This window comes from Nocardioides sp. S-1144, assembly GCF_005954645.2.
GTDB lineage: Bacteria > Actinomycetota > Actinomycetes > Propionibacteriales > Nocardioidaceae > Nocardioides > Nocardioides dongxiaopingii.
Genome location: NZ_CP040695.2, coordinates 2,535,615 through 2,559,071, shown reverse-complemented (window position 1 = coordinate 2,559,071; position 23,457 = coordinate 2,535,615). Strand labels below are relative to the sequence as shown.

The 23,457-nt window shown below is 72.8% G+C and carries 28 protein-coding genes; 25 read left to right on the top strand and 3 right to left on the bottom strand.

The features are described from left to right. The first annotated feature begins 91 nt into the window (after positions 1-91). The 7 genes from FE634_RS12040 (at position 92) to FE634_RS12015 (ending at position 5,700) form a co-directional block, all read left to right on the top strand. On the top strand, positions 92-826 hold the full coding sequence (locus FE634_RS12040) for a carboxypeptidase-like regulatory domain-containing protein (RefSeq protein WP_138875991.1): 735 nt from the start codon (positions 92-94) through the stop codon (positions 824-826). A gap of 8 nt (positions 827-834) precedes the next feature. Continuing rightward, on the top strand, positions 835-1,440 hold the full coding sequence (locus FE634_RS12035) for a hypothetical protein (protein ID WP_148240628.1): 606 nt from the start codon (positions 835-837) through the stop codon (positions 1,438-1,440). Between the two features lie 70 nt (positions 1,441-1,510). Next, on the top strand, positions 1,511-2,209 hold the full coding sequence (locus FE634_RS12030; protein ID WP_138875989.1) for an NADPH-dependent F420 reductase: 699 nt from the start codon (positions 1,511-1,513) through the stop codon (positions 2,207-2,209). A gap of 47 nt (positions 2,210-2,256) precedes the next feature. Beyond that, entirely contained in the window at positions 2,257-4,263 is a 2,007-nt protein-coding gene (gene thrS, locus FE634_RS12025) for a threonine--tRNA ligase (RefSeq protein WP_137293513.1), read from the top strand. Between the two features lie 114 nt (positions 4,264-4,377). Further along, complete coding sequence (locus tag FE634_RS21865) at positions 4,378-4,704, top strand: type IV toxin-antitoxin system AbiEi family antitoxin domain-containing protein (RefSeq protein WP_396954577.1); 327 nt, start codon at positions 4,378-4,380, stop codon at positions 4,702-4,704. Beyond that, complete coding sequence (locus FE634_RS12020; RefSeq protein ID WP_222847575.1) at positions 4,596-5,186, top strand: hypothetical protein; 591 nt, start codon at positions 4,596-4,598, stop codon at positions 5,184-5,186. Before FE634_RS21865 ends, FE634_RS12020 begins: the two co-directional genes overlap by 109 nt. Before the next feature lie 46 nt (positions 5,187-5,232). Then, positions 5,233-5,700 carry a PPOX class F420-dependent oxidoreductase gene (locus FE634_RS12015; RefSeq protein WP_138875988.1) on the top strand — a complete coding sequence of 156 codons (468 nt, stop codon included), beginning with the start codon at positions 5,233-5,235 and terminating at the stop codon, positions 5,698-5,700. Here FE634_RS12015 and FE634_RS12010 read toward each other — a convergent pair. Continuing rightward, a complete protein-coding gene (locus FE634_RS12010) occupies positions 5,697-6,155 on the bottom strand; it encodes a MarR family winged helix-turn-helix transcriptional regulator (RefSeq protein WP_138875987.1) in 459 nt (152 codons plus the stop codon). The two genes, FE634_RS12015 and FE634_RS12010, sit on opposite strands and share 4 nt — an antisense overlap. A 48-nt stretch (positions 6,156-6,203) precedes the next feature. Here FE634_RS12010 and FE634_RS12005 point away from each other — a divergent pair, with 48 nt between their 5' ends. The 3 genes from FE634_RS12005 (at position 6,204) to FE634_RS11995 (ending at position 8,309) form a co-directional block, all read left to right on the top strand. Then, positions 6,204-6,980 carry a pirin family protein gene (locus tag FE634_RS12005; RefSeq protein ID WP_137293510.1) on the top strand — a complete coding sequence of 259 codons (777 nt, stop codon included), beginning with the start codon at positions 6,204-6,206 and terminating at the stop codon, positions 6,978-6,980. Between the two features lie 94 nt (positions 6,981-7,074). Further along, positions 7,075-7,761, top strand: a complete 687-nt coding sequence (locus FE634_RS12000; RefSeq protein WP_138875986.1) for a TetR/AcrR family transcriptional regulator — start codon at positions 7,075-7,077, stop codon at positions 7,759-7,761. Next, positions 7,758-8,309 carry an HIT family protein gene (locus FE634_RS11995; RefSeq protein ID WP_138875985.1) on the top strand — a complete coding sequence of 184 codons (552 nt, stop codon included), beginning with the start codon at positions 7,758-7,760 and terminating at the stop codon, positions 8,307-8,309. The genes FE634_RS12000 and FE634_RS11995 overlap by 4 nt, the downstream gene beginning before the upstream one ends. A gap of 21 nt (positions 8,310-8,330) precedes the next feature. On the opposite strand, the gene FE634_RS21060 is transcribed toward FE634_RS11995, so the two are convergent. Further along, on the bottom strand, positions 8,331-8,468 hold the full coding sequence (locus FE634_RS21060; protein WP_187366685.1) for a hypothetical protein: 138 nt from the start codon (positions 8,466-8,468) through the stop codon (positions 8,331-8,333). Positions 8,469-8,577: 109 nt separating this feature from the next. Here FE634_RS21060 and pgsA point away from each other — a divergent pair, with 109 nt between their 5' ends. From pgsA to FE634_RS11960, 7 genes are all read left to right on the top strand, one after another. Then, positions 8,578-9,261 (top strand): phosphatidylinositol phosphate synthase, encoded by a 684-nt coding sequence (pgsA, locus tag FE634_RS11990; protein WP_137293507.1) that lies wholly within the window; start codon positions 8,578-8,580, stop codon positions 9,259-9,261. Positions 9,262-9,272: 11 nt separating this feature from the next. Then, complete coding sequence (gene pdxS / locus FE634_RS11985; RefSeq protein ID WP_138875984.1) at positions 9,273-10,175, top strand: pyridoxal 5'-phosphate synthase lyase subunit PdxS; 903 nt, start codon at positions 9,273-9,275, stop codon at positions 10,173-10,175. Positions 10,176-10,400: 225 nt separating this feature from the next. After that, positions 10,401-10,967, top strand: a complete 567-nt coding sequence (locus FE634_RS11980) for an alternate-type signal peptide domain-containing protein (protein ID WP_137293505.1) — start codon at positions 10,401-10,403, stop codon at positions 10,965-10,967. 31 nt (positions 10,968-10,998) lie between these two features. Continuing rightward, complete coding sequence (locus FE634_RS11975) at positions 10,999-11,589, top strand: signal peptidase I (protein WP_262347398.1); 591 nt, start codon at positions 10,999-11,001, stop codon at positions 11,587-11,589. After that, positions 11,586-12,242, top strand: a complete 657-nt coding sequence (locus FE634_RS11970; protein WP_137293503.1) for an LPXTG cell wall anchor domain-containing protein — start codon at positions 11,586-11,588, stop codon at positions 12,240-12,242. The genes FE634_RS11975 and FE634_RS11970 overlap by 4 nt, the downstream gene beginning before the upstream one ends. A gap of 52 nt (positions 12,243-12,294) precedes the next feature. Continuing rightward, positions 12,295-12,942: a TasA family protein gene (locus FE634_RS11965; protein WP_137293502.1), complete on the top strand. Its 648-nt coding sequence runs from the start codon at positions 12,295-12,297 to the stop codon at positions 12,940-12,942. Between the two features lie 4 nt (positions 12,943-12,946). Continuing rightward, positions 12,947-14,353, top strand: a complete 1,407-nt coding sequence (locus tag FE634_RS11960; protein WP_148240627.1) for a signal peptidase I — start codon at positions 12,947-12,949, stop codon at positions 14,351-14,353. On the opposite strand, the gene FE634_RS11955 is transcribed toward FE634_RS11960, so the two are convergent. Beyond that, the gene (locus FE634_RS11955; RefSeq protein WP_138875981.1) at positions 14,354-15,874 is read right to left on the bottom strand and encodes a hypothetical protein; all 1,521 of its coding nucleotides are present in this window, start codon (positions 15,872-15,874) and stop codon (positions 14,354-14,356) included. Between the two features lie 53 nt (positions 15,875-15,927). Here FE634_RS11955 and pdxT point away from each other — a divergent pair, with 53 nt between their 5' ends. The 8 genes from pdxT (at position 15,928) to secF (ending at position 23,457) form a co-directional block, all read left to right on the top strand. Next, positions 15,928-16,521: a pyridoxal 5'-phosphate synthase glutaminase subunit PdxT gene (gene pdxT / locus FE634_RS11950; RefSeq protein WP_137293499.1), complete on the top strand. Its 594-nt coding sequence runs from the start codon at positions 15,928-15,930 to the stop codon at positions 16,519-16,521. Positions 16,522-16,547: 26 nt separating this feature from the next. Further along, positions 16,548-17,312 (top strand): YebC/PmpR family DNA-binding transcriptional regulator, encoded by a 765-nt coding sequence (locus tag FE634_RS11945; RefSeq protein ID WP_138875980.1) that lies wholly within the window; start codon positions 16,548-16,550, stop codon positions 17,310-17,312. 251 nt (positions 17,313-17,563) lie between these two features. Further along, positions 17,564-18,079, top strand: a complete 516-nt coding sequence (gene ruvC, locus FE634_RS11940) for a crossover junction endodeoxyribonuclease RuvC (RefSeq protein WP_212721638.1) — start codon at positions 17,564-17,566, stop codon at positions 18,077-18,079. Further along, positions 18,076-18,675 (top strand): Holliday junction branch migration protein RuvA, encoded by a 600-nt coding sequence (gene ruvA / locus FE634_RS11935; protein ID WP_138875979.1) that lies wholly within the window; start codon positions 18,076-18,078, stop codon positions 18,673-18,675. The genes ruvC and ruvA overlap by 4 nt, the downstream gene beginning before the upstream one ends. Positions 18,676-18,736: 61 nt before the next feature. Beyond that, on the top strand, positions 18,737-19,807 hold the full coding sequence (ruvB, locus tag FE634_RS11930) for a Holliday junction branch migration DNA helicase RuvB (RefSeq protein WP_137293597.1): 1,071 nt from the start codon (positions 18,737-18,739) through the stop codon (positions 19,805-19,807). A 134-nt stretch (positions 19,808-19,941) separates the two neighbouring features. Beyond that, entirely contained in the window at positions 19,942-20,328 is a 387-nt protein-coding gene (gene yajC, locus FE634_RS11925) for a preprotein translocase subunit YajC (RefSeq protein ID WP_170981535.1), read from the top strand. A 1-nt stretch (position 20,329) separates the two neighbouring features. Then, the gene (gene secD, locus FE634_RS11920) at positions 20,330-22,234 is read left to right on the top strand and encodes a protein translocase subunit SecD (RefSeq protein WP_137293494.1); all 1,905 of its coding nucleotides are present in this window, start codon (positions 20,330-20,332) and stop codon (positions 22,232-22,234) included. Continuing rightward, entirely contained in the window at positions 22,234-23,457 is a 1,224-nt protein-coding gene (secF, locus tag FE634_RS11915) for a protein translocase subunit SecF (RefSeq protein WP_137293493.1), read from the top strand. Before secD ends, secF begins: the two co-directional genes overlap by 1 nt.

Here is a 23,457-nt window from a genome sequence, read left to right as displayed (position 1 = left end):
GGCGGTCATCCTCTCACTGCCGCCCCCGCCCGGCGTCGGCCCACAGGATTCCCGAACCGTTCCGGAACGCCGCCCCACTAGCCTCCGGCGCATGCTCCTGGACCCGACGCGCCTCCCGCGCGCCCCGCGCCCGCTCCTCGCCGCGCTCGTCGCGGGCCTGCTCCTCCTCGGCCTGGCCGGCCCGACCCCGCGCGCCGACGCGTCCGCTCCGGCGCGTCCGTCAGCGGCCGCCGCGGTCACCGGGCGGGTCGTCTCCTTCGACGGCGCCGCCGTGGCCGGCGCGACCGTCCGCCTTCGGGCCGTCGCCCGGACCGGGCTGGGCCCGGTCGTCGCCACGGCGACCACCAACGGGCGGGGCCAGTTCTCGCTGCCCGGCGGGTCGTCGAGCACCCCCTACTACGTGGAGCTGGTCGCCGGCTCCCACCAGCGGGGCTGGGTCGGCCAGGACCCGAAGGCGTTCCAGACCGCCCTCACGTGGGCCGACACCTACGCCGGGGGCGCCGCGCTCGGCACGGTCGTGGCCGTGCCGGCCTTCGTGCGGGGCGTCGTCGTCGACTCGCAGACCAAGCTCGGCGTCCGGGGCGTCAAGGTCACCTTCACGCCCCTCGGCGAGGCGCCGCTGAGCGCCACCACGCAGCGCGACGGCAGCTTCCGCATCACCGGGATCACCGGCGGTGAGGACGGCGCCATGAAGTTCGCCGGCGCCGCGGTCGGCTACGAGAACGGGGTGTGGGGCTGCGCGAACGCCGTCGTCCCGCCCGCGCTCGAGTGTCAGCCGCAGATCGGCGTCATGCCCGGCAGGATCCGCATCGACAAGCTCCCGTGAGGAACCCCATGAACACCGTGCGCTCGCTCCTGGCCGCCGCCGTCGCGGCGACCGTCTGCTCCACCACCCTCGTCGCGGCGACGGCGTCCGCCGAGACGCCCGCCGAGAGGTCCGCCGAGACCCCCGCTCCCGCGCCGGGCCGGGTGATCAAGCCCGGCCAGGTCGGCCAGGCGGTCGCCGGGATGACCGTCGCCGAGGCCCTGGCCACCGGCGAGTTCGACGCCGACGTCCCGGCCCCGCCGTGTGACCCGATCCGGCTGCGCCCGAAGGGCGTGTGGCGCCACCAGTACGCCGTCCTGGTGAACCAGCAGGACCGGATCGCCGAGATCGCCGTCTTCGGCACCCGCCCGCGCACCGTGCAGGGCCTCGGCGTCGGCTCGACCAACCGCGAGGTCAAGCAGGCCTACGGCCCGCGGCTGTCCGCGCCAATCGAGGTCGGCTTCGGGCAGTGGGGGCGCTTCGTCCGCAGGGGGACCGGCGCCGAGCGCCGGTGGATCGGGTTCCTGTTCGGGGAGGCGTTCGTGGCCGACCGCCCGCTGCGCGGGCGCGACGAGGTGACCCTCGTCGGCGTCAGGACCCGCTTCAAGCCCGGGTTGGTGCTCGACGGCTGCTGACACCGGGTTCGGAACGTCACACCGGCCGGCCCCGCGGAACAACGCCGCCGGGCCCGGCGCTGTACCGACCATGACCACCATCGGACTCATCGGAGCAGGCAACATCGGCAGCACCGTCGCGCGACTGGCGGTCGACGCCGGTCACGACGTCGTGCTCAGCAACAGCCGCGGGCCGGAGACGCTCGCCGACCTCGTCGCGGAGCTCGGCCCACACGCCCGGGCGGCGACCGCCGCCGAGGCGGCCGCGGCCGGCGACCTCGTCGTGGTGACCGTGCCGCTCAAGGCCTACCGCGAGGTGCCGGTCGAGCCGCTCGCCGGCAAGGTCGTCATCGACACCAACAACTACTACCCGGAGCGCGACGGCCGGATCGCCGAGCTCGACGACGAGTCGACCACGACGTCCGAGCTGCTCCAGGCCCACCTGCCGACGTCGCACGTCGTGAAGGGCTTCAACAACATCTACTTCGAGCACCTGCGCTCGCTGGCCCGCCCCGCCGGCGACCCGGAGCGCAGTGTCCTGGCCATCGCCGGTGACGACGACGGCGCCAAGCAGACCGTGACGGCGTTCCTCGACTCGATCGGCTACGACGCCCACGACGTCGGCCCGCTCGCCGAGGGCTGGCGCTTCCAGCGCGACACCACGGCCTACACCGGCGCCTACGTCGACGACGGCGACTTCGCGCACCCGCACGCCGCGACCCACGAGTCGCTGGCGCCGCTGCTCGCCCAGGCCCAGCGCTACCGCGACATGGACGACGAGACCGCCTGAGCCATATCGGGGCGCGGGCGACCGGGGGCGGTCGATACGATCCGCCCATGGTGTCTGAGATCAACGTCGTCCGTGTCCACGCCGACGAGCGCGAGGAGCGGACCACGGCGACGGGCACCAAGGCGTGGGAGCTGTTCGCCGACCACCCGGACGTCATCGCCGCCCGGGTGCTCGGCGCGGGCGACGGCGCGGAGCACGAGCTGAAGGACCTCTCCTACGAGCTCGTCGAGGGCGACGTCGTCGAGGGCGTGCTCATCGAGTCCGCCGACGGCCACGACATCCTGCGCCACTCCACCGCGCACGTGATGGCCCAGGCCGTCCAGGAGCTGTTCCCCGACGCCAGGCTCGGCATCGGCCCGCCGATCGAGAACGGCTTCTACTACGACTTCGACGTCGCGACCCCGTTCGTGCCCGAGGACCTCGACAAGATCGAGACCCGGATGCGCAAGATCATCAAGGAGGGCCAGCGGTTCTCCCGGCGCGTCACCACCGACGCCGACGCCCTGGTCGAGCTCGCGGGCGAGCCGTACAAGGTCGAGCTGATCGGCCTCAAGGGTGGCGGCGCGGAGGCGGCCGAGGGCGCCTCGGTCGAGGTCGGCGCCGGCGAGCTGACGATCTACGACAACGTCAACCGCAGGGGCGAGGTCGCCTGGAGCGACCTGTGCCGCGGCCCGCACCTGCCCACCACCAAGCGGATCCCGGCCTTCAAGCTGATGCGCTCGGCGGCGGCGTACTGGCGCGGCGACGAGAAGAACAAGCAGCTCCAGCGCATCTACGGCACCGCCTGGGAGTCCAAGGAGGCGCTCGAGGCGCACCTCGAGCGGATCGCCGAGGCCGAGAAGCGCGACCACCGCAAGCTCGGGCGCGACCTCGACCTGTTCAGCTTCCCCGACGAGATCGGGTCCGGCCTGCCGGTCTTCCACCCCAAGGGCGGCGTCATCAAGCGCGAGATGGAGGACTACGTCCGCCGGCGCCACATCGAGGAGGGCTTCGACTACGTCGGGACCCCGCACATCTCGAAGGAGCACACCTTCCACCTGTCGGGGCACCTGCCCTACTACGCCGACGGCATGTTCCCGCCCATGGAGCTCGAGGGCGCGAACTACTACCTCAAGGCCATGAACTGCCCGATGCACAACCTGATCTACCGCTCCCGCGGTCGGTCCTACCGTGAGCTGCCGCTGCGGCTCTTCGAGTTCGGGCACGTCTACCGCTACGAGAAGTCCGGCGTCATCCACGGCCTGACCCGCGTGCGCGGCTTCGCCCAGGACGACTCGCACTCCTACGTCACCGAGGAGCAGGCGCCCGGCGAGATCAAGCACCTGCTCGACTTCGTGCTCGGGCTGCTGCGCGACTTCGGGCTCGACGACTTCTACCTCGAGCTCTCCACCCGCGACGACTCCAAGCCCGACAAGTTCGTCGGCTCGCAGGACCAGTGGGACAAGGCGACCGAGGTGCTGCGGGTCGCGTGCGAGGAGTCCGGGCTGGAGCTCGTGCCCGACCCGGGCGGCGCGGCGTTCTACGGCCCGAAGGTCTCGGTGCAGGCCAGGGACGCGATCGGGCGCACCTGGCAGATGTCGACCATCCAGTACGACTTCAACCAGCCCGAGGGCTTCGACCTCCAGTACCAGGCCGCCGACGGCACCCGGAAGCAGCCGGTGATGATCCACTCGGCCAAGTTCGGCTCGATCGAGCGGTTCCTCGGCGTCCTGGTCGAGCACTACGCCGGCGCGTTCCCCCCGTGGCTCGCCCCGGTGCAGGTGCAGGCGATCCCGGTCGCGGAGTTCGCCGGCGACTACCTCGCCGACGTCGCGCGGCGGATGAGGGTGCAGGGCCTGCGGGTCGAGGTCGACCACTCCGACGACCGGTTCCAGAAGAAGATCCGCAACGCGCAGCTGCAGAAGGTGCCGTTCATGATGATCGCCGGCAAGGACGACATCGAGGCCGGCGCGGTCTCCTTCCGCTACCGCGACGGGCGCCAGGACAACGGCGTCCCGATCGACGAGGCCATCGCCCGGGTCGCGACCGCCGTCAACGCCCGCGAGCAGGTCTGAGGGCTCCCGGTCGAGGTCAGCGCCGTACGCAGGTGTCGCCGGCTGGCACCTACGTACGGCGTTGATCCACAGGCGCCGAGCGCGTGGTGGTTCGGTCGGCGTCCGGCCCGCAGGATGGCCGTCGTGGATGCCCTCGACGACCTCGTGGCGCAGCAGGCGGGCGTGGTGTCGCGTGGCCAGCTGCTGGCCCACGGGCTGGCCGCGACTGACGTCCGGCGACGACTGCGGCGTCGTGAGCTCGTCACGGTGGTGCCCGGCGTCTACGTCGACCACACCGGAACGGCGTCCGCCTCGACGCGACCCGGACCGTCCAGGGCCCGGATCGCGGACCGGTGGCACAGGGCGGCCGGCTCCAGCGCCAGCACCGCAGCCCAGGCCCGCTGTCGCCACGTCAGCCCGCGGCGATCGCGGTGCTCGCGGACGCCGTGCAGGCACGGCTGACGACGGCGTCGCGGCTGCGGGCGACGCTCGACGAACGGCGTCGGGTGCACCGGCGGGCGTTCCTGGCCGCCGTGCTCGACGACGTCGCCGCCGGCACCTGCTCCGTGCTCGAGCACGGCTACCTGGACCGGGTGGAGCGCCCGCACGGGCTGCCGGCGTCGACACGGCAGGTCGCCGACTCCAGGCGCGGCCCGCTCTACCGAGACGTCGAGTACCGCGAGCAGCGGCTGTACGTCGAGCTCGACGGTCGGCTGTTCCACGACGGCGTGCGGGCGCGCGACCGTGACCTCGAGCGCGACCTCGACGCGGCGGTGACCGGGCGGGCGACGGTCCGCCTGGGGTGGGGGCAGGTGTTCGGCCGGTCGTGCGACACGGCGCTGAGGGTCGGCGCCGTGCTGCGGCGTCGCGGGTGGACCGGGGCGCCGACCCCGTGCCCCGACTGCGTGACCGCGGCAGCGCCGTACGCAGGTGTCACCGGCTGACACCCAGGTACGGCGCGGGCTTGCCCGGCTGTGCTGAGGTGGACCCATGCCTCGCAAGATCGCCACCACGACCAGGGTCGGGCTCGACGAGCTGCTCGACTTCGCGCGCACCCGCCACCGCCTGGTGCTCGTCACCCAACGCGCCGATGGGAGCCCCCAGGTCAGCCCGGTGACCGGGGGAGTCGACCAGGAGGGACGCATCGTCGTCTCGACCTACCCCGAGCGGGCCAAGGCCGTGAACGCGCGGCGCACCCCGGAGGTCAGCGTCCTGGTGATGAGCGACGAGTTCGACGCCGAGTGGGTGCAGGTCGACGGCACGTGCGAGGTGATCGACCCGCCCGACTCCGTCGAGCCGCTGGTCGACTACTTCCGCTGCATCTCCGGCGAGCACCCCGACTGGGATGAGTACCGGCAGGCGATGCGCGAGCAGGGCAAGTCGCTGCTCCGCATCACCCCCACCCGGTGGGGTCCGATCGCGACCGGTGGGTTCCCGCCGCGCCTCGCGACCGACTAGCCCCGGGTCCGCTCCAGGACGCCGCGCAGCACCCGCTCGAGCACGGCCAGCTCGGCCTCGTCGAGGTCGGCGAAGACCAGCTCGCGCACCGAGCGGACGTGCCCCGGGGCGGCGCGGTCGAGGGCGTCGCGCCCCGTCGGCGTCAGGACCGCCCAGGCGCCGCGGCCGTCGTCCGCGCACTCCTCGCGGGCGACCAGGTCGCGCCCGCCCATCCGGCGCAGGTGGTGCGAGAGCCGGCTGCGCTCCCAGCCGGCGGCCGCCGCGAGGTCGCCCACGCGCAGCCGGGCGTCGGGGGCCTCGCTGAGCGCGACCAGCACGTCGTAGTCGGCCAGGGAGAGCCCGGACTCCTCCTGCAGCTGGCGGGTCAGGCGCGCCGGCAGCGCGGTGCCGAGGGCGACCCAGTGTCGCCAGGCACGCTGCTGGGCGGGGGAGAGCCAGCCGTCGTCGTCGTCCACGGCACGAGTCTACGGGAATAGGTGACGTGTCACGTAACTTGGACCGGCATGACCACCTCGACGCCCACGCCCCAGATCGACGTCCGCCGCTCCGCCGACCGCTACGCCAGCAGGTTCGGCTGGCTCGACAGCAAGCACTCCTTCTCCTTCGGCCACCACCACGACCCGGCCAACACCCACCACGGCCTGCTGCTCGTCAACAACGACGACGTCGTCGACGCCGGCACCGGCTTCGACACCCACCCGCACCGCGACATGGAGATCGTCACCTGGGTGCTCCAGGGCTCCCTGGTGCACCAGGACTCCACCGGCCACAGCGGCCTGATCTACCCCGGTCTGGCGCAGCGAATGAGCGCCGGGCGCGGCATCCTGCACTCGGAGAAGAACGACTCGTGGCGCCTGGCCACCGACAGCGAGCGGCCGCACGACGAGCCCGTGCACTTCGTGCAGATGTGGGTGGTGCCCGACGAGCGCGGTGTGGAACCGGGCTACGAGCAGCTCGAGATCGACGCCGACCTGATGAGCGGCTCGCTGGTGCCCGTCGCCTCTGGCATGCCGCAGCACGACGGCGCCTCGGCGATCCGCATCCGCAACAAGTACGCCGCGCTGCACGCCGCCCGGCTCCAGCCCGGACAGTCCGTCGAGCTTCCGGAGGCGCCGTACCTGCACCTCTTCGTGCCGCGGGGGGCCGTCGTCCTCGAGGGGGCCGGACCTCTGGCCACCGGGGACGCCGTCCGCCTCACCGCCACCGGCGGCCAGCGGCTGACCGCGACCGAGGCCGCCGAGGTGCTGGTCTGGGAGATGCACGCCGGCATCGCGTCCTGACCGGCCCTCCACCCACCGGGCGCGGGTCGGGCCGCGGCTACCCTTCGGTGAGCGCTCCGCGAGGGGGCGCCCGACACACGGGTGAGGGACGGGCATGGCGAAAGACGGCCGTCAGGCCCGCTGGGACAGCCACAACCAGCAGCGCCGCCAGCAGATCCTCGACGCCGCGCTGGTCGTCATCGAGGCCGGTCGTCCGGGCGACGAGTTCCACGTCCAGCAGATCGCGGTCCGGGCCGGCCTGAACCGCACCGTCGTCTACCGCCACTTCGACGACCGCGCCGACCTCGACCGCGCGATCCGCGCCCACGTGCTCGACGACCTCACCGCGGTGCTGATCCCGACCGTCAGCCTCGACGGCACGATCCGCCAGATCATCCGGCGCATCGTCGGCTCCTACGTCGAGTGGGTCGCCGCCCACCCGGCGGCGCACACGTTCGCCGTCCAGGAGATCAGCGGCCCGTTCGAGCAGGGCACCGACCGGATCGCCGGCGCGCTGGTCGACGTCCTCCGACGGGCGCTGCGGCTGGTCGACGCCGACCTCGACGACGACGAGCGGCTGCTCCTCGACCCCCTGGCCCACGTCCTGGTCGGCGCGGTGTTCGGCGCCGTGCGGCACTGGGTCGCCCAGGAGCCTCGCGAGCCCGAGGCCGCCCGCCTGGTCGGGATGCTCAGCCTGTCGGTGTGGAGCCTCATCGACGGCCACGCCCGCCGGATCGGCCTCGAGCTCGACCCCGACCGACCGATCGGCGAGCTGTTCGCCACCGAGGGAGCCACCCCGTGACCGGCGACGTGACCGGACCGCCGGTGCACCAGGACGGCGTCGGCGAGCCCGACGAGCTCGACCGGCTCTGGACGCCGCACCGGCTGGCCTACATCCGCGGCGAGAACAAGCCCTCCGACGCGACGTCCGGCACCTGCCCGTTCTGCCGGATCCCCGGTCTCGACGACGCCGCCGGGCTGGTCGTGCACCGCGGCGAGCTCGCCTTCGCCGTGCTCAACCTCTACCCGTACGCGCCCGGGCACCTGATGGTCTGCCCCTACCGCCACATCGCCGACTACACCGAGACCACCGACGCCGAGGCGGCCGAGATCGCCGACCTGACCCGCGCCGCGATGCGCACGGTCCGCGCGGTCTCCGGCGCGGGCGGGTTCAACATCGGCATGAACCAGGGCCACGTCGCCGGGGCGGGCATCGCGGCCCACCTGCACCAGCACGTCGTCCCGCGGTGGCCGGGCGACCAGAACTTCATGCCGATCATCGGGCGCACCAAGACGCTGCCCGAGCTGCTCACCGACACCCGCGCGCTGTTCGCCGACGCCTGGGCCTGACGCCCGGCCGCCGGCTGCTCCTCAGCGCCGCTTGGTGTTGATCTGCTCCACCGGTGACGCGGTGGCGCCGTCGGCCTTGCCCCGCTTGTCGGCGCGCTTCTCCTTGAGAGACTTCCCGGACTTCTTCGACATTCCTTGCCGTGGCGACTTGTCGCTCATGAGGACTGCTCTCTGAGGGAGACCCTGGATGGGCCCGTGGTGCGACAGTACGCCGGGTGTCCAGGGTCGGTGCCGAGCAAGGCCCGCCGACCGGTAGCCTGCTCGCGACATGTTGGAGAGATTCAAGGGGTTCTGGCAGGGCGTCGTGCTGATGCCCTTCGTCAGGCTCTTCATCAAGCTCGGGATCAGCCCCGACACCGTGACCCTCGTCGGCACCATCGGCGTCTGCGCCGGGGCGCTGATCTTCTTCCCGATCGGCGAGCTGCTCATCGGCGTCCTGTTCATCACCGCGTTCGTCTTCAGCGACCTGGTCGACGGCAAGATGGCCCGCGAGCTGGGGCGCAGCTCGAAGTTCGGCGCGTTCTGGGACTCCACCCTCGACCGGTTCGGCGACGGGGCCATCTTCGGCGGGCTGGCGCTCTACTTCGCCGGCGTCGGCGACAGCTACCTCTACCTGTGCGTCTCGCTCTACTGCCTGGTGATGGGCTCGGTGACCTCCTACGCCCGGGCCCGCGCGGAGTCGCTGGGCATGGACGCCAGGGGCGGGATCGCCGAGCGCGCCGACCGCCTGGTCTCGATCCTGGTGATGACCGGGCTCGGCGCGATCTTCGACCTGCCGATCCTGATGTACGTCACGCTCTGGGTCCTGGCCGTCGCCAACACCTACACCGTCGGCTTCCGCGTGCTCAAGGTGCGCCGCCAGGCGCTCGTCCTCGACGCGGCCACCGCGGCCGCCGCACCCCCGGCCGGACCCCCCTCCGGCGAATCGGCAGGACCCACCCCCCAGGCCTAGAGTCGCCGGTTATGGACAACACCGTCGACACCCCTGGAACCGGCACCACCCGCGTCAAGCGGGGGATGGCCGAGATGCTCAAGGGCGGCGTCATCATGGACGTCGTCACCGCCGAGCAGGCGAAGATCGCCGAGGACGCCGGCGCGGTCGCCGTCATGGCCCTCGAGCGGGTGCCCGCCGACATCCGCGCCCAGGGCGGCGTGTCCCGGATGAGCGACCCCGACATGATCGACTCGATCATCGCCTCGGTCTCGATCCCGGTGATGGCCAAGGCCCGCATCGGTCACTTCGCCGAGGCGCAGGTGCTGCAGAGCCTCGGCGTCGACTACATCGACGAGTCCGAGGTGCTGACCCCGGCCGACTACGCCAACCACATCGACAAGTGGACCTTCACCGCGCCGTTCGTGTGCGGTGCGACCAACCTGGGCGAGGCCCTGCGCCGGATCACCGAGGGCGCCGCGATGATCCGCTCGAAGGGTGAGGCCGGCACCGGCGACGTCTCCAACGCCGTGACCCACATGCGCACCATCCTCGGCGAGCTGCGCCGGCTCGCCTCGCTCCAGGACGACGAGCTCTACGTCGCCGCGAAGGAGCTCCAGGCGCCCTACGACCTCGTCAAGGAGGTCGCCGCGACCGGCACGCTGCCCGTGGTGCTGTTCACCGCCGGTGGCATCGCCACCCCGGCGGACGCCGCGATGATGATGCAGCTGGGCGCCGAGGGCGTCTTCGTGGGCTCGGGAATCTTCAAGTCCGGCAACCCCGCGCAGCGGGCCGAGGCGATCGTCAAGGCCACCACCTTCCACGACGACCCCGACATGGTCGCGAAGGTCTCGCGGGGTCTGGGCGAGGCCATGGTCGGCATCAACGTGGAGGAGATCCCGCAGCCGCACCGGCTCGCCGAGCGCGGCTGGTAGGGGTCCCGGAGAGGGGGGGCCCGGGGTGCTCCGTCCCGGGGCTGGAACGGCGTGACGCGGATCACACCAAGGTAAAATTCCTGTTTCCGGGTCGGGTGGGTACGAGGGGTCCGACGGCTGGACTAGACAGGCGTGTCGGTCTCCGACGTGCCCGGTCGCGTCAGTGGTCGCGCCCCCGACCCGGTCGGGGGATCCCCCCCCACACCCCCCACGAAAGACCTCCACATGAACAAGTCAACCAAGGGCGCCATCGGCGCCGCGGCCGCCGCTGTCCTCCTGCTCGGCGGCGCCGGCACGCTCGCCTTCTGGAGCGACTCCGCCACCGTCAACGGCGGCTCCGTGAACGCCGGCTTCCTCACCCTCGACGACGGCGTGTGCGACGCCGACTGGGTCTACGCCGACGGTGGCAACGCCGGCGCGCCCGTGGTCAACTTCGTGCCCGGTGACGCGATCACCAAGGACTGCGAGTTCGTGATCGGCGCCGAGGGCGACAACCTCGAGGCCAGCCCGACCATCCCCGACACGATCGTCATCACGCCGGCGCCGGCGGCGCCGTCGTTCACGGCGACCGTCGACGCGACGTACGCGCTGCCCGGCGGGCCCCTGGCGGCGGACGACACGATCACCGAGGAGAACGACGGCGACACGCTCACCGCGAGCATCGTGGTGACGATCCCGTTCGGCAACGCCACCACGATCAACGCCAACGACACCCAGAACATCACGGCGTCGCTCGCGAACCTCACCGTCGCCCTCACCCAGGACCTCGGCGCCGACAACCCGAACCCCTGACCGTCCCCAGCCCGCGCTGATGACTCCCGGTGTGTCCCTGGACCACCGTGCCGACGCCGACGTCCGTCCGGACGGGAGCGGCGGCACGGTGGGATCGGTCGTGCGCCTCGCGGCCCGCGTGCTCGTCTGGGCGGTGCTGCTGGCGTGCGTCGCGGCGATCGCGGTCGCCGTCGTGGTCCCGCGGCTCGGCGGGGCCACTCCCTACACCGTCCTCACGGGGTCGATGCGGCCGCACCTGCCGCCCGGCACCCTGGTGGTGGTGCGTCCGGTCGCCTTCGAGGACCTGCACCTCGGGTCGGTGATCACCTACCAGCTCCGCTCGGGGGAGCCGGAGGTCGTCACGCACCGGGTCGTCGCGGTGCGCACCAGCCTCCGCGGCGAGGTCGAGCTCCAGACCCGGGGCGACGCCAACGGTGCTCCCGACGAGGTCTGGGTGCGACCCGAGCAGGTGCGCGGCGAGCTCTGGTACGCCGTCCCGCACCTGGGCGGCCTCAACACCCTGGTCACCGGTCACGAGCGCCAGCTGGTGACCTTCGTCGTGGCCGGCGGGCTCGCCGGGTACGCGCTGCTGATGTTCGCCGGAGCCGCCCGCGACCGGTCCCGACGACGGAGCCCGTCGTGAGGACCGCCGTGGTCGTCCCGGTCGTGCTGCTGGCGGCGGCGTCCCTGTCGCCGGCGGCGGCCGCCGAGGGGCAGCTCGGGGTGAGCAGGGACGGCGTGCACTACGGCGACGCCCTGACCCGACCGTTGTTCGACCCGGAGGTGCGCTGGGTGCCGGGCGACGAGCGCACCGCGCGGTTCTGGGTGCGCAACCAGTCCTCCGGCCTCGGCGACCTCACGGTCCGCATCGACCGGGCGCCCCGCGACGCGCTGTTCGGGACCGACGACCTCGAGGTCGCGGCCCGGATCGGGCAGCAGGACTACGTCGGCACCACCGCCCCGGGCGCGCACGAGCTCATCGACGCCGAGGACGTCGCCGCCGGTACCGAGGTCGCCGTCGACGTCCGGGTGCGGCTCGCGCCCGAGGCGCCGAACGCCACCATGGTGCTCGGTGCCGACCTCGACTTCACCGTCACCCTCACCGAGTCGACCGACGGCGACGACGGCGGGGGCACGCCGGGCGACGGGACGCCCGACCTCGCGCTGCCGGGCGTTGACCTCCCGGCCACGGGCTCCTCGATCGAGCCCTGGCTGCTGCCCGCCGCGGCCGGGCTCGTGCTCGGCGGCGCCCTGCTCGTCCTGCTCTCCCGGCGCCGCCCCCCACCGGACGCCTGACCCCCACCCCGCTCGTCCGCCCCCCCCACGGCCCCACCCCAGGAGATCCACGATGCGCACCCCCCGCACCAGCACCCGCCGGCGCCGACGTTCCGGCCGCACCCGGGCGATCATCTCGCTCGGCGCCGTCGCGGTCCTCGCGACCGGACTGAGCGTGAAGGGCACCTTCGCGTTCTGGACCGACTCCGGGACCGCCCAGACCGGCGCGTTCAGCTCGGGCACCCTCGACATCACCGTGAACGGTCAGCTCGCGGGCCAGGCCAACAACGGTGGCTCGACGACGATCGCCAGCCTGGCGCTGGGCAACATGGTGCCCGGCGAGAGCGTGGCCGGGAGCTTCCCGGTCGCCAACGCCGGGACGGTGCCGCTCACCTACACCCTCACCGGCACCGGGTCGGGCGGCCTGGCGGTGACCAACGGGCTGCAGTACTCCGTCACGTTCGGCGCCACCGCCGCCAACACCGGCTCCGCCGCGAACGGCAACCGGACCGGCACGTGTGGCGCCGTCACCCCCACCGACGCCAACACCACGCTCCTCACCACGGCGCCCTCGACCTTCGCGACCAACCGCGCCCTGGCGGTCGGGGCCAGCGACACCGTCTGCATCATCGCCCGGCTGAACAGCAACGCCCCCAACGCGCTGCAGACCCTCGGCGGGACCGCGTCGTTCCTCTTCGACTCCAAGCAGGTCGGTGCCTGAGCGGATGCACCGACTTCGCGAGCTCCTCCTGTGGGCCGGCGCGGCCCTCGGGCTGCTCGCGGTCCTCGCCGGCGTGGCCGTGGCCTTCCTGGGCTTCAGCCTCCTCGTCTTCCGCTCCGGCTCGATGGCACCGGACATCCCCACCGGTGGGGTCGCGCTCACGCGGGAGACGGCCGCGGCCGACGTCCGACCCGGCGACGTCGTCAGCGTGCTCGCGGCCAACGGTGACCGGATCACGCACCGGGTGGTCTCGACGACCGTGCGCGGCGACCGGGCGACCCTGGTGCTCCAGGGGGACGCCAACACCACGCCGGACGACGAGGTCTACGTCGTCGAGTCGGTCGAGCGCGTGGTCGCCTCCGCCCCGTACGGCGGCTTCGTGGTCGCGCACGTCCTCACGCCGCCCGGGCTGCTCGCCGTCGGGTGCCTGAGCCTGATGCTGGTCCTGATGACGTTCGGGCGCACCGACGAGGACGACGAGGACGACGCGGACGACGAGGACGGCGCGGACGGCGCGGACGAGGACGACCCGGACGACGCGGCGCGGGCGCGCCGCGGCGCCGGTCCCGCCCGCCACCGCGGTGCCGGGCGTGACCGGCGCGCAGCCGGTGCCGCCGCGGTGACCCTGGTGCTGGTCGGCGGCTCGCTCGGGGCGGGCGGGGTCGAGGGCACCCTGGCGGCGTTCACCGACGCCAACCGGGCGCTCACCTCGTCGTTCGGCGCGGCCGACCTCGCCGTCCCCGCGGCCCCCGGGAGCACCCAGACACCGACGACGAGCGTCGTCGCGCTGACCTGGTCGAGCGCCGCGGTCGGCGCGACCACGGCCACGGCCTACGAGGTGCTCCGCCACACCACCGCCACCGGCGGCACCGGGACCTCGGTCTGCACCACGACCGCGCTGAGCTGCACCGACGTGAGGCAGGCCGGCACCGTCTACTACTCGGTGCGGGCGAAGATCGGCGGGCAGTGGGTCGAGGAGTCGACGCGACGGGTGTACACCCCCGAGGTGACCGGCCCGGTGCTGGCCCTGACCCAGCCGCGCACCACGAACGTGTCGGCCGCCAACATGCGGAGCCAGGTGGCCGCGTGCGTCCCGGCCGGGATCGCCTGCGGCACCTCGGCGGACGCCTCGGGCGTCGCGCTCACCGAGTACACGCTGCTCCGCACCCTCACCGGCGTCCTCGGGTCGACGTGGTTCTGCTGGTCCGGGTCGGCGTGGGTCCAGGTGGCCCAGGCGTCGTGCCCGACCTTCCGCGCGACGACGGGGACCACGAGCTGGACGGTCCCGGGGAGCCCGGCCACGGCCTACCCCAGCCTCCTCGCCGCCGAGTTCCTCCTGACGCTGCGGTCGACCGACGCCTTCGGCAACGTCGCCAACGGCTCGGTGGGCTACAGCGTCAACGCGCTGTAGTCAGCCCCCGCAGCCGTCGAGGACCTCCTGCACGAGGGCCGCCACCTCCGGCGACTCGCCCTGCCCGGGGTCGACGAGCTGCTCGACGGTGAGCCGGTCGACGATCCCCTCGACGTAGCAGCGGGTGAGGTCCGGCTCGCCGCCCTGCTCGACGACCTGGGTGGTGATCGCCGTGCGGGTCAGCGGCAGCTGGAGGATGAGGTCCTGCCCCTCGAGCGCCGGGACGTCGGTGTCGGGCTCGCACGCCGTGAACAGCAGTCGGTCGCCGTCGCGCTCGACCCGGGCCGCGGGGCTCGGGGCGACCCAGGTGGCGAGGGCGTCGGCGAGCTGGTCGACGTCGTCGGGGGTGTCGCCGCGGTAGGCCACGCGCACGCAGCTGCGCCCGTCGTCCTCGTAGGACACGTAGGCGTCGCCGCCCCAGCCGTCGGTGGCCTCGAGCGCCGTCCGCGGGTCGAGCCGCTGGGCCAGCACGAGGTACCAGCCGAACGCACCGAAGGTGCCCGAGTCGAGCTCCTCCTCGCCGACGCCGAGTCGGGGTGCCGGGGTGTCGACCACCGCGCCGGCGTCCTGGTCGACGAGCAGGGTCCACGGGTCGAGGAGGTGCTCCTCGGTGGTCGGCGGGTCGGCGAAGAGGGCGTCGGCGGCGGCGTTGGCGTCGCCGTCGGCGCTCAGCGCGGTGGCCAGCTGGAGCAGCTGCTCGCCCTGCACGTAGGGCGCCCCGACGAGGTTGTCCAGCACCGGCGGGATGTCGCGCGACTGCTCCTCGAACGCCTCGGTCTCGGCGGCCTTGTCGTCGGCCCAGGCGTCCTGCTCCTCCTGCGGGAGGCCCTGGACGTAGGCGGTCTCGACGCGGGAGGCGTCGCCCTCGACCAGGGCGTCGTAGGCGCTCTCGGCGGAGCCGGACTCCTGCTCGCCGAGCTTCTCGGAGGTCTCGCCGATCGCGAAGCGCTGGTCCTGGAGGGCGTGGGTGAGCTCGTGCACCAGCGTCGCGCGCACGGCCGGCGTCAGGTCGGTGCCCCGCACCCGGATCCGCTGGTCGTCGCTGGAGTAGTAGCCGAGCGTGCCGACGCCCCGCAGCCGCTGCACCTCGTCGAACAGGTCGACGTCGCGGCCGATCAGGCCGAGTGCCCGGAAGAACGCGGTGTCCCTGCGGGCCTCGGCACGCTCCTCGCGGGTCAGGTCGCCCTGGTCCTGGGTCACCTGGGCGCGGAACCGGTCGGGCGCGAGGAAGACGACCGGCACCGTCTCGGTGAACTGCAGCCCGCGCTCGCGCTCGACGACGTCGACGAACGGCTGCACCCTCGCCGGCCAGTCCCCGGCCGTCGGCGACGGCGGGGCGGAGGTCGCTTCGTCGGTCGGCGTCGACGTCGGGGCGGACGCCGCGTCGGACGGGCCGGGCTCGTCGGGCGCGGGGTCGTCGGAGCGGGGGAGGACGACGTAGGTCAGCAGCGCCACCGCGCCCAGGGTCACGACGAGGGCGAGGGCGGTCACCAGGCGGGCCACCCCGAGCTGCGGCTTCATGCGCCGAGGGTAGAGGGGCGGGCCGAGACGACGGGCGACCCTAGGATCGCCCGGTGACGACGATCGGCGTGCTCGCCCTGCAGGGCGACGTCCGCGAGCACCTGCGGACCCTGACCTCCCTCGGCGTCCGGGCGGTGCCGGTGCGCCGTCGCGCCGAGCTGGACGCCGTCGACGGGCTCGTCGTCCCGGGCGGGGAGTCGACCACGATGGCCAAGCTGGCCCGGATCTTCGAGCTGGTCGAGCCCCTGCGCGAGCGCGTCGGCGACGGGTTGCCCGTCTTCGGCACCTGCGCGGGCATGATCCTGCTCGCCGACCGGATCGAGGACGGCGCGGCCGGCCAGGAGACCATCGGCGGCCTCGACATCACCGTGCGTCGCAACGCCTTCGGCCGCCAGGTCGACTCCTTCGAGGAGGACCTCCACGTCACCGGCGTCGCCGGCCCGGTGCACGCCGTCTTCATCCGGGCGCCGTGGGTCGAGCAGGTCGGTCCGGACGTGGAGGTGCTGGCACGCGTCGAGCACGGACCGGCCGCGGATAGGATCGTCGCGGTCCGTCAGGGCCGCCTGCTCGCCACCTCCTTCCACCCGGAGGTCGGGGACGACAGCCGGGTGCACCGACTGTTCGTCGAGCTGGTCGCCAGCACCTGACGCAGAAACCGTTGAGAGAGGTAGGCATGTCCGGGCACTCCAAGTGGGCGACCACCAAGCACAAGAAGGCCGCGCTCGACTCCAAGCGCAGCAAGCTGACCACCAAGCTGATCAAGACCATCGAGGTCGCCGCCCGCATGGGCGGGGGTGACCCCGCCGGCAACCCGACGCTCTTCGACGCCATCCAGAAGGCGAAGAAGTCGTCGGTCACCAAGGACAACATCGAGCGCGCGGTCAAGCGCGGCTCCGGCGCCGAGACCGGCGGGGCCGACTACCAGACGATCATGTACGAGGGCTACGGCCCGGCCGGCGTCGCGCTGCTCATCGAGTGCCTCACCGACAACAAGAACCGCGCCGCCATGGAGGTCCGCACCGCCATGAGCCGCAACGGCGGCTCGCTGGCCGACCCCGGCTCGGTGTCGTTCCTGTTCAACCGCAAGGGCGTCGTGATCGTGCCGGCCGAGCAGGAGGGCAGGACGGTCTCCGAGGACGACGTCCTCGAGGCCACGCTGGAGGCCGGCGCCGACGAGTGCAACGACCTCGGCGAGGCCTTCGAGATCGTCTCCGAGGCCACCGACCTGGTCTCGGTGCGCACCGCCCTCCAGGCCGCGGGCATCGACTACGACTCCGCCGAGGCGTCGTTCGTCCCCGACAACAAGGTCGAGCTCGACGCCGACGGCGCCGAGAAGTTCTTCCGCCTCTTCGACGTCCTCGAGGACCTCGACGACGTCCAGAACATCTACGCCAACTACGACGTCTCCGACGACGTCATGGCCGAGCTCGACGCCTAGGCCGACCACCACCACCCCCGGGCCGAGTCGGCGCTCGCGCTCAACCGCAACGCCGACTCGGCGCGATCCGACTTCACCTCCGCGCCGACTCGGCGCGATCCGACTTCACCTCCGCGCCGACTCGGCGCGATCCGACTTCACCTCCGCGCCGACTCGGTGGGGGTGTGTCGCAGCGGGGCGTGGCCGGTGGGGCCGGTTACCGTTGGCTCCGAACACACGTTCGAGACGCGAGGGGTGGACAGGTGCGGGTGCTGGGCATCGACCCCGGGCTGACCCGGTGCGGCATGGGGGTCGTCGAGGGCAGCGTCGGCCGGCCGCTGACGCTGGTCGACGTCAACGTGCTGCGCACGTCCTCCGACCTGCCGGTCGCCGAGCGGCTGGTGACGATCGAGAAGGGCGTGGAGGCCTGGATCGAGGAGCACCGCCCCGACGCCGTCGCGGTCGAGCGCGTCTTCGCCCGCTCCGACATCAGCACCGTCATCGGCACCGCCCAGGCCAGCGGCATCGCGATGGTGGTGGCCGCGCGGCGGGGACTGCCGGTGGCGCTGCACACGCCGAGCGAGGTCAAGGCGGCCGTCACCGGCAACGGTCGCGCCGACAAGGCGCAGGTCGGCGCCATGATCACCCGCATCCTGCGCCTCGAGCGGCCGCCCAAGCCCGCCGACGCCGCCGACGCGCTCGCGCTGGCCATCACCCACATCTGGCGCGGCGGCGCCCAGTCCCGGATCGACGCCGCGGTCGCCGCGGCCGGCAGGAGAACCCGATGATCGCCTACGTCCGCGGCCAGGTCGCCGCCGTCACCCTCAGCAGCGCCGTCGTCGACGTCGGGGGAGTGGGCCTGGAGGTCATGTGCACCCCCGGCACCCTGGCGACCCTCCGCGCCGGCCACACCGCGACGCTGCCGACGAGCATGATCGTGCGCGAGGACTCCCTGACGCTCTTCGGCTTCGTCGACGACGACGAGAAGAGCATCTTCGAGCTCGTCCAGACCGCGTCCGGGGTGGGCCCGAAGGTCGCGCAGGCCATCACCGCCGTCCTGGCCCCCGACGACCTGCGCCGCGCGATCGCCTCCGACGACGTCAAGACGCTCACCAAGGTGCCCGGCATCGGCCAGAAGGGCGCGCAGCGGATCATCCTCGAGCTCAAGGACCGGATCGGCGCGCCCACCGGCGTCCGGCCCGGCTCGGTCGCGGCCGCCTCGGCGGAGGCGTGGCGCGAGCAGGTGCACCAGGGGCTCGTCGGCCTCGGCTGGACGACGCGCGATGCCGAGAAGGCGGTCGACGCGGTCGCCCCCGAGGCGGGCGAGGTGCCCGACGTCGGCGCCCTGCTGCGCGCGGCGCTGCGCTCGCTGAGCAAGGCCTGAGCCGGTGACGCGCGGACACGACGACGAGCTGAGCGCCGCCGAGGAGCGCCACCTCGCCGCCATGACCGGTGGCGGGCCCGCCGGCCCGGTGTCGGTGACCGCCGCGGAGGCGGAGGGCGACGAGCGCGCGATCGAGGCGGCGCTGCGTCCGCGCACCCTCGACGAGGTCGTCGGCCAGGCGCGGGTGCGCGAGCAGCTCGGGCTGGTGCTCGAGGCCGCGCGCCGACGCGGACGCGCCCCCGACCACGTGCTGCTGTCCGGACCGCCCGGGCTCGGCAAGACCACGCTGGCGATGATCATCGCCAGCGAGATGTCGGCGCCGCTGCGGCTGACCAGCGGTCCCGCGATCACCCACGCCGGCGACCTCGCCGCGATCCTGTCCGGGCTCAACGAGGGCGACGTCCTCTTCATCGACGAGATCCACCGGATGTCGCGCCCGGCCGAGGAGATGCTCTACCTCGCGATGGAGGACTTCCGCGTCGACGTGATCATCGGCAAGGGGCCGGGCGCGACGGCGATCCCCATCGAGATCCCGCCGTTCACCCTCGTCGGCGCCACCACCCGCGCCGGGCTGCTGCCGGGGCCGCTGCGCGACCGGTTCGGGTTCACCGGCCACCTGGAGTTCTACGAGCCCCACGAGCTCGACCTGATCGTGCACCGCTCGGCCGGGCTGCTCGGCGTCCGCCTGACCGACGAGGGCGCGGCCGAGATCGCGTCGCGCTCGCGCGGCACGCCCCGCATCGCGAACCGGCTGCTGCGCCGGGTCCGCGACTACGCCCAGGTCCGCGCCGACGGCGTCGTCAGCCTCGACGTCGCCCACCGCACCCTCGAGCTGTACGAGGTCGACGAGCTCGGCCTCGACCGGCTCGACAAGGCGGTCATCGACGTCCTGTGCCGGCGCTTCGGCGGGGGACCGGTCGGCGTCTCCACGCTGGCCGTCGCCGTCGGGGAGGAGCGCGAGACGGTCGAGGAGGTCGCCGAGCCGTTCCTGGTGCGGATGGGCTTCCTGGCCCGCACCCCCCGCGGCCGGGTCGCGACCCGGGCGGCGTGGGACCACCTCGGCCTCGCCGTGCCCGCCGATCCCACCGGTCGGGACGACACCGACGGCGCGGGAACTCTCTTCGACACCTGAGTCGTTGGGTCATCGGTGGCGATTGGTCCCTGGGAACAACCCAACGGCTACACTCGCCCGTCGGCCGGTCCGCGCTCTGCGACCGGCGGCTCCCCCTAGTGAACTGTTGAGGTCTGCGTCTCGTGGAAGGGCTTGTGGGGTTCCTCCCCATCGTCGCGATCCTGTTGGTCTTCTGGTTGCTCATCATCCGTCCGCAGCAGCGCAAGCAGCGCGAGACGATGCGGCTCCAGTCCTCGATCGAGGTCGGCGACCAGGTGATGCTGACCTCCGGCTTCTTCGGCACCGTCACCGACCTCATCGAGGACAAGGCCGACATCGAGATCGCGCCCGACGTCGTCGTCACGGTCGTGCGCGGCGCCATCGCCAACCGAGTCACGGAGTCCTACGACGACCCCGACGACGGGGCCGACGAGCTGGCCGCCGACCCCGACGGCGAGCTGGACGGCGGCGCGCCGCCGCGCCTCGAGAAGACCACGGACGACGCCCCTGCGTCGCACGACCCGCGTCCTGGAGACAACTGAGATGGCGAAGAAGCAGGCCCGCCCGGGACGCACCCTCGTGGTGTTCCTCCTGGGCACGGCGATCCTCTACGGCCTGGTGGCCCTGGCCGGCTCCTGGAAGCCGGCCCTCGGGCTCGACCTCCAGGGCGGTACCCGGATCACCCTGAACGCCCAGGGTGACCCGAGCGCCGACAGCCTCGACGAGGCGCGCTCGATCATCGACCAGCGCGTCAACGGCTCGGGCATCTCCGAGGCCGAGGTGCTCACCCAGGGCGGCCGCAACGTCGTCGTCGAGATCCCCGGCGACGTCCGCCAGGAGCTCGTCGAGGTCGTCGAGCGGCAGGCGCAGCTGCGCTTCCGCCTCGTCGCCTGCTACGACGGCACCGGTGGGTGCACCCCGCCCGCCGCCGCCGCGCCCACCGGCGAGCTCCCGCCGGTCGCCGAGGACCCCGCCGCGACCGAGCCGCCCGCCGAGGTGCCGACCACCTCCGCCGGACCCGCCACCGGCGGCGAGAGCGCCCCGGCCGGCAGCAACCGCGTCGCGCCCGGCTTCAGCCAGGACACCACCACGCCGCCGGCCACCGACGCCCCGGCCACGGACGCCCCGGCCACCGACGCCCCGGCCACCGACGCCCCGGCCACGGACGCCCCCGCCACCGGCGCGCCGACGTCGCCGGCCCCCGGTGAGGGTGCCGCCGAGGCCAGCAGCGACCCGAACGCCGTAATCCCGCTCGAGGAGGGCCTGGCGTTCATGCGCGGGGGCTACTCGCAGGAGGACTACAACGCCTACAACGCCTACCAGTGCAGCGGCGACGCGTTGATCTCCAAGGTCGACACCGCGCCGGCCGGCATGGACCCGGCCGCGTTCGAGGCGCTCCCCGCCATCCCGCTCGACGACCCGCTCGCCCCGCTGGTGGCCTGCTCGCCGCCCGAGGACGCCGTCGGCGACACCCCGGCGACGCCGTCGTTCAAGTTCCTCATGTCGCCGGCCGTGATCGCCGGCACCGACCTGAAGGACGCCAGCTACGGCATCCCGCAGAACGCCGTGCGCTACGTCGTCACCCTCGACCTGCAGGGCGAGGGGCGCGACGTCTTCAGCGCCGCGTCGCGCGACATGGTCGACAAGAACGAGCAGTTCGCCGTCGTCCTCGACGGCACGGTGATCACCTACCCCAACTTCGACGGCGTCATCACCGACGGCTCGGCCCAGATCTCGGGCAACTTCACCGAGACCCAGGCCAAGGACCTCAGCACCAGCCTCAAGTACGGCTCGCTGCCGATCTCCTTCGACTCCAACAGCGAGAACATCGGCCCGTCGCTGGCCGGCGACCAGCTCTCGGCCGGTCTGCTCGCGGGTGCGTTCGGCCTCGGGCTCGTGCTCATCTACTGCCTGCTGTACTACCGCGGCCTCGGCCTGGTCGTCGTGGCGTCGCTGCTCGCGGCCGCCGCCGTCACCTACGCGCTGGTGCTGCTGCTCAGCGAGACGGCCGGCTTCACGCTGACCCTGCCCGGCATCGCCGGCCTGATCATCGCCGTGGGTGTCACCGCCGACTCCTTCATCATCTTCTTCGAGCGCATCCGTGACGAGATGCGTGAGGGCAAGTCGATGCGGGTCGCGGTCGAGACCGGCTGGAAGCGCGCCAAGGTCACCCGGCTCGCGGCCCAGGTCGTCTCGCTGCTCTCGGCGCTCGTGCTCTACATCTTCGCGACCGGCGCGGTGAAGGGCTTCGGGTTCGCCCTCGGCCTCACCACGATCGTCGACCTCGCGATCCTGTTCTGGTTCACCAAGCCGATGGTGTCGTGGCTGGCCCGGTTCCGGTTCTTCAACAGCGGTCACCGGCTGTCCGGCCTCAGCGCCGGCACGCTGGGCATCGACGGTCCGGGCGGTGGCCGCGCGGCCGTCGTCCCCGCAGGAGGTAAGGCCTGATGGGCAAGTTCTCGCGGGTCGGCAACGACCTCTACACCGGCCGCAAGTCCTACGACTTCGTCCACCGCCGGCCGCTCTGGTACGCCATCACCGGTGGCATCGTGCTGCTGGCCTTCGCCGCCATCCTGTTCCGGGGCCTGAACTTCGGCATCGAGTTCACCGGCGGCAACGAGTTCCGCGTGCCGGTCAGCAACGCCTCGCAGGTCGAGGCCGACCAGGCCGCCGACGTCGTCGCCGAGACCGGCATCGAGGGCACCGAGGCGCCGACGGCCAACACCGCCGGCAACGCCGTCCTGGTGCAGGTCGAGGAGCTCACCAACGAGCAGGCCATCGAGATCCGCACCGACCTCGCGGAGTCGTTCGGCGTCGCCTTCGACGACGTCTCGAACTCCGACATCGGGGCCAGCTGGGGCCAGGAGGTCGCCCAGCGCGCCGTCCTCGGCGTCGCGGTCTTCCTCGTCCTGGTGCTGCTGTTCATCGGCGCCTACTTCCGCGAGTGGAAGATGTCGGTCGCCGCGCTCGTCGCCCTGATCCACGACGTCGTCATCACCGTCGGCGTGTATGCCCTGTCGGGCTTCCAGGTCACGCCCTCGGCGGTCACGGGTCTGCTCGCGATCCTCGGGTTCTCGCTCTACGACACCGTCGTCGTCTTCGACAAGGTGCGTGAGAACACCCGCGACATGCGCAAGAACCGCCAGACCTACGCCGAGGCCGCCAACCTCGCCGTCAACCAGACCCTGGTGCGCTCGGTCAACACCGGCATCGTGGCCCTCATCCCGATCGGCGCGATCCTCTGGGTCAGCGCCGCCCAGCTCGGTGCCAGCTCGCTGCAGGACCTCGCGCTCTCGCAGTTCGTCGGCATGGCCGTCGGCGTCTACTCCTCGGTCATCCTCGCCCCGCGCGTCCTGGTGCACCTGAAGAGCAACGAGAGCGAGGTCAAGCTCGCCGAGCGTCGGTCCAAGGCTCGCGAGCGCGCCCAGGCCGACCGCTACGCCGCCGTCCCGGTGTTCACCGACGACATGCCCGAGCAGGACGGTCCCGACGACGACGACCTCGCCGACGTCGACGACGACCTCGAGCCGAGCACCCCGACGCTGACCAAGCGCCCCGAGGCCACCGGCCGCGGCCGCACCGTCCCGCCCGCGCGCGGTCCGGTCGGACCCAGCGGCAGCGCGGGACGCAACCAGCCCTCGCGCCAGTCCAGGTCCAAGCGCGGGAAGTAG

What these genes read in the sequence shown, in the direction of transcription:
- FE634_RS12040 (WP_138875991.1), top strand. Translation starts at nt 92, where the DNA reads ATGCTCCTGGACCCGACGCGCCTCCCGCGCGCCCCGCGCCCGCTCCTC.
- FE634_RS12035 (WP_148240628.1), top strand. Translation starts at nt 835, where the DNA reads ATGAACACCGTGCGCTCGCTCCTGGCCGCCGCCGTCGCGGCGACCGTC.
- FE634_RS12030 (WP_138875989.1), top strand. Translation starts at nt 1,511, where the DNA reads ATGACCACCATCGGACTCATCGGAGCAGGCAACATCGGCAGCACCGTC.
- thrS (WP_137293513.1), top strand. Translation starts at nt 2,257, where the DNA reads ATGGTGTCTGAGATCAACGTCGTCCGTGTCCACGCCGACGAGCGCGAG.
- FE634_RS21865 (WP_396954577.1), top strand. Translation starts at nt 4,378, where the DNA reads ATGGCCGTCGTGGATGCCCTCGACGACCTCGTGGCGCAGCAGGCGGGC.
- FE634_RS12015 (WP_138875988.1), top strand. Translation starts at nt 5,233, where the DNA reads ATGCCTCGCAAGATCGCCACCACGACCAGGGTCGGGCTCGACGAGCTG.
- FE634_RS12005 (WP_137293510.1), top strand. Translation starts at nt 6,204, where the DNA reads ATGACCACCTCGACGCCCACGCCCCAGATCGACGTCCGCCGCTCCGCC.
- FE634_RS12000 (WP_138875986.1), top strand. Translation starts at nt 7,075, where the DNA reads ATGGCGAAAGACGGCCGTCAGGCCCGCTGGGACAGCCACAACCAGCAG.
- FE634_RS21060 (WP_187366685.1), bottom strand. Translation starts at nt 8,468, where the DNA reads ATGAGCGACAAGTCGCCACGGCAAGGAATGTCGAAGAAGTCCGGGAAG.
- pgsA (WP_137293507.1), top strand. Translation starts at nt 8,578, where the DNA reads ATGTTGGAGAGATTCAAGGGGTTCTGGCAGGGCGTCGTGCTGATGCCC.
- pdxS (WP_138875984.1), top strand. Translation starts at nt 9,273, where the DNA reads ATGGACAACACCGTCGACACCCCTGGAACCGGCACCACCCGCGTCAAG.
- FE634_RS11980 (WP_137293505.1), top strand. Translation starts at nt 10,401, where the DNA reads ATGAACAAGTCAACCAAGGGCGCCATCGGCGCCGCGGCCGCCGCTGTC.
- FE634_RS11965 (WP_137293502.1), top strand. Translation starts at nt 12,295, where the DNA reads ATGCGCACCCCCCGCACCAGCACCCGCCGGCGCCGACGTTCCGGCCGC.
- FE634_RS11960 (WP_148240627.1), top strand. Translation starts at nt 12,947, where the DNA reads ATGCACCGACTTCGCGAGCTCCTCCTGTGGGCCGGCGCGGCCCTCGGG.
- FE634_RS11955 (WP_138875981.1), bottom strand. Translation starts at nt 15,874, where the DNA reads ATGAAGCCGCAGCTCGGGGTGGCCCGCCTGGTGACCGCCCTCGCCCTC.
- FE634_RS11945 (WP_138875980.1), top strand. Translation starts at nt 16,548, where the DNA reads ATGTCCGGGCACTCCAAGTGGGCGACCACCAAGCACAAGAAGGCCGCG.
- ruvA (WP_138875979.1), top strand. Translation starts at nt 18,076, where the DNA reads ATGATCGCCTACGTCCGCGGCCAGGTCGCCGCCGTCACCCTCAGCAGC.
- ruvB (WP_137293597.1), top strand. Translation starts at nt 18,737, where the DNA reads ATGACCGGTGGCGGGCCCGCCGGCCCGGTGTCGGTGACCGCCGCGGAG.
- secD (WP_137293494.1), top strand. Translation starts at nt 20,330, where the DNA reads ATGGCGAAGAAGCAGGCCCGCCCGGGACGCACCCTCGTGGTGTTCCTC.
- secF (WP_137293493.1), top strand. Translation starts at nt 22,234, where the DNA reads ATGGGCAAGTTCTCGCGGGTCGGCAACGACCTCTACACCGGCCGCAAG.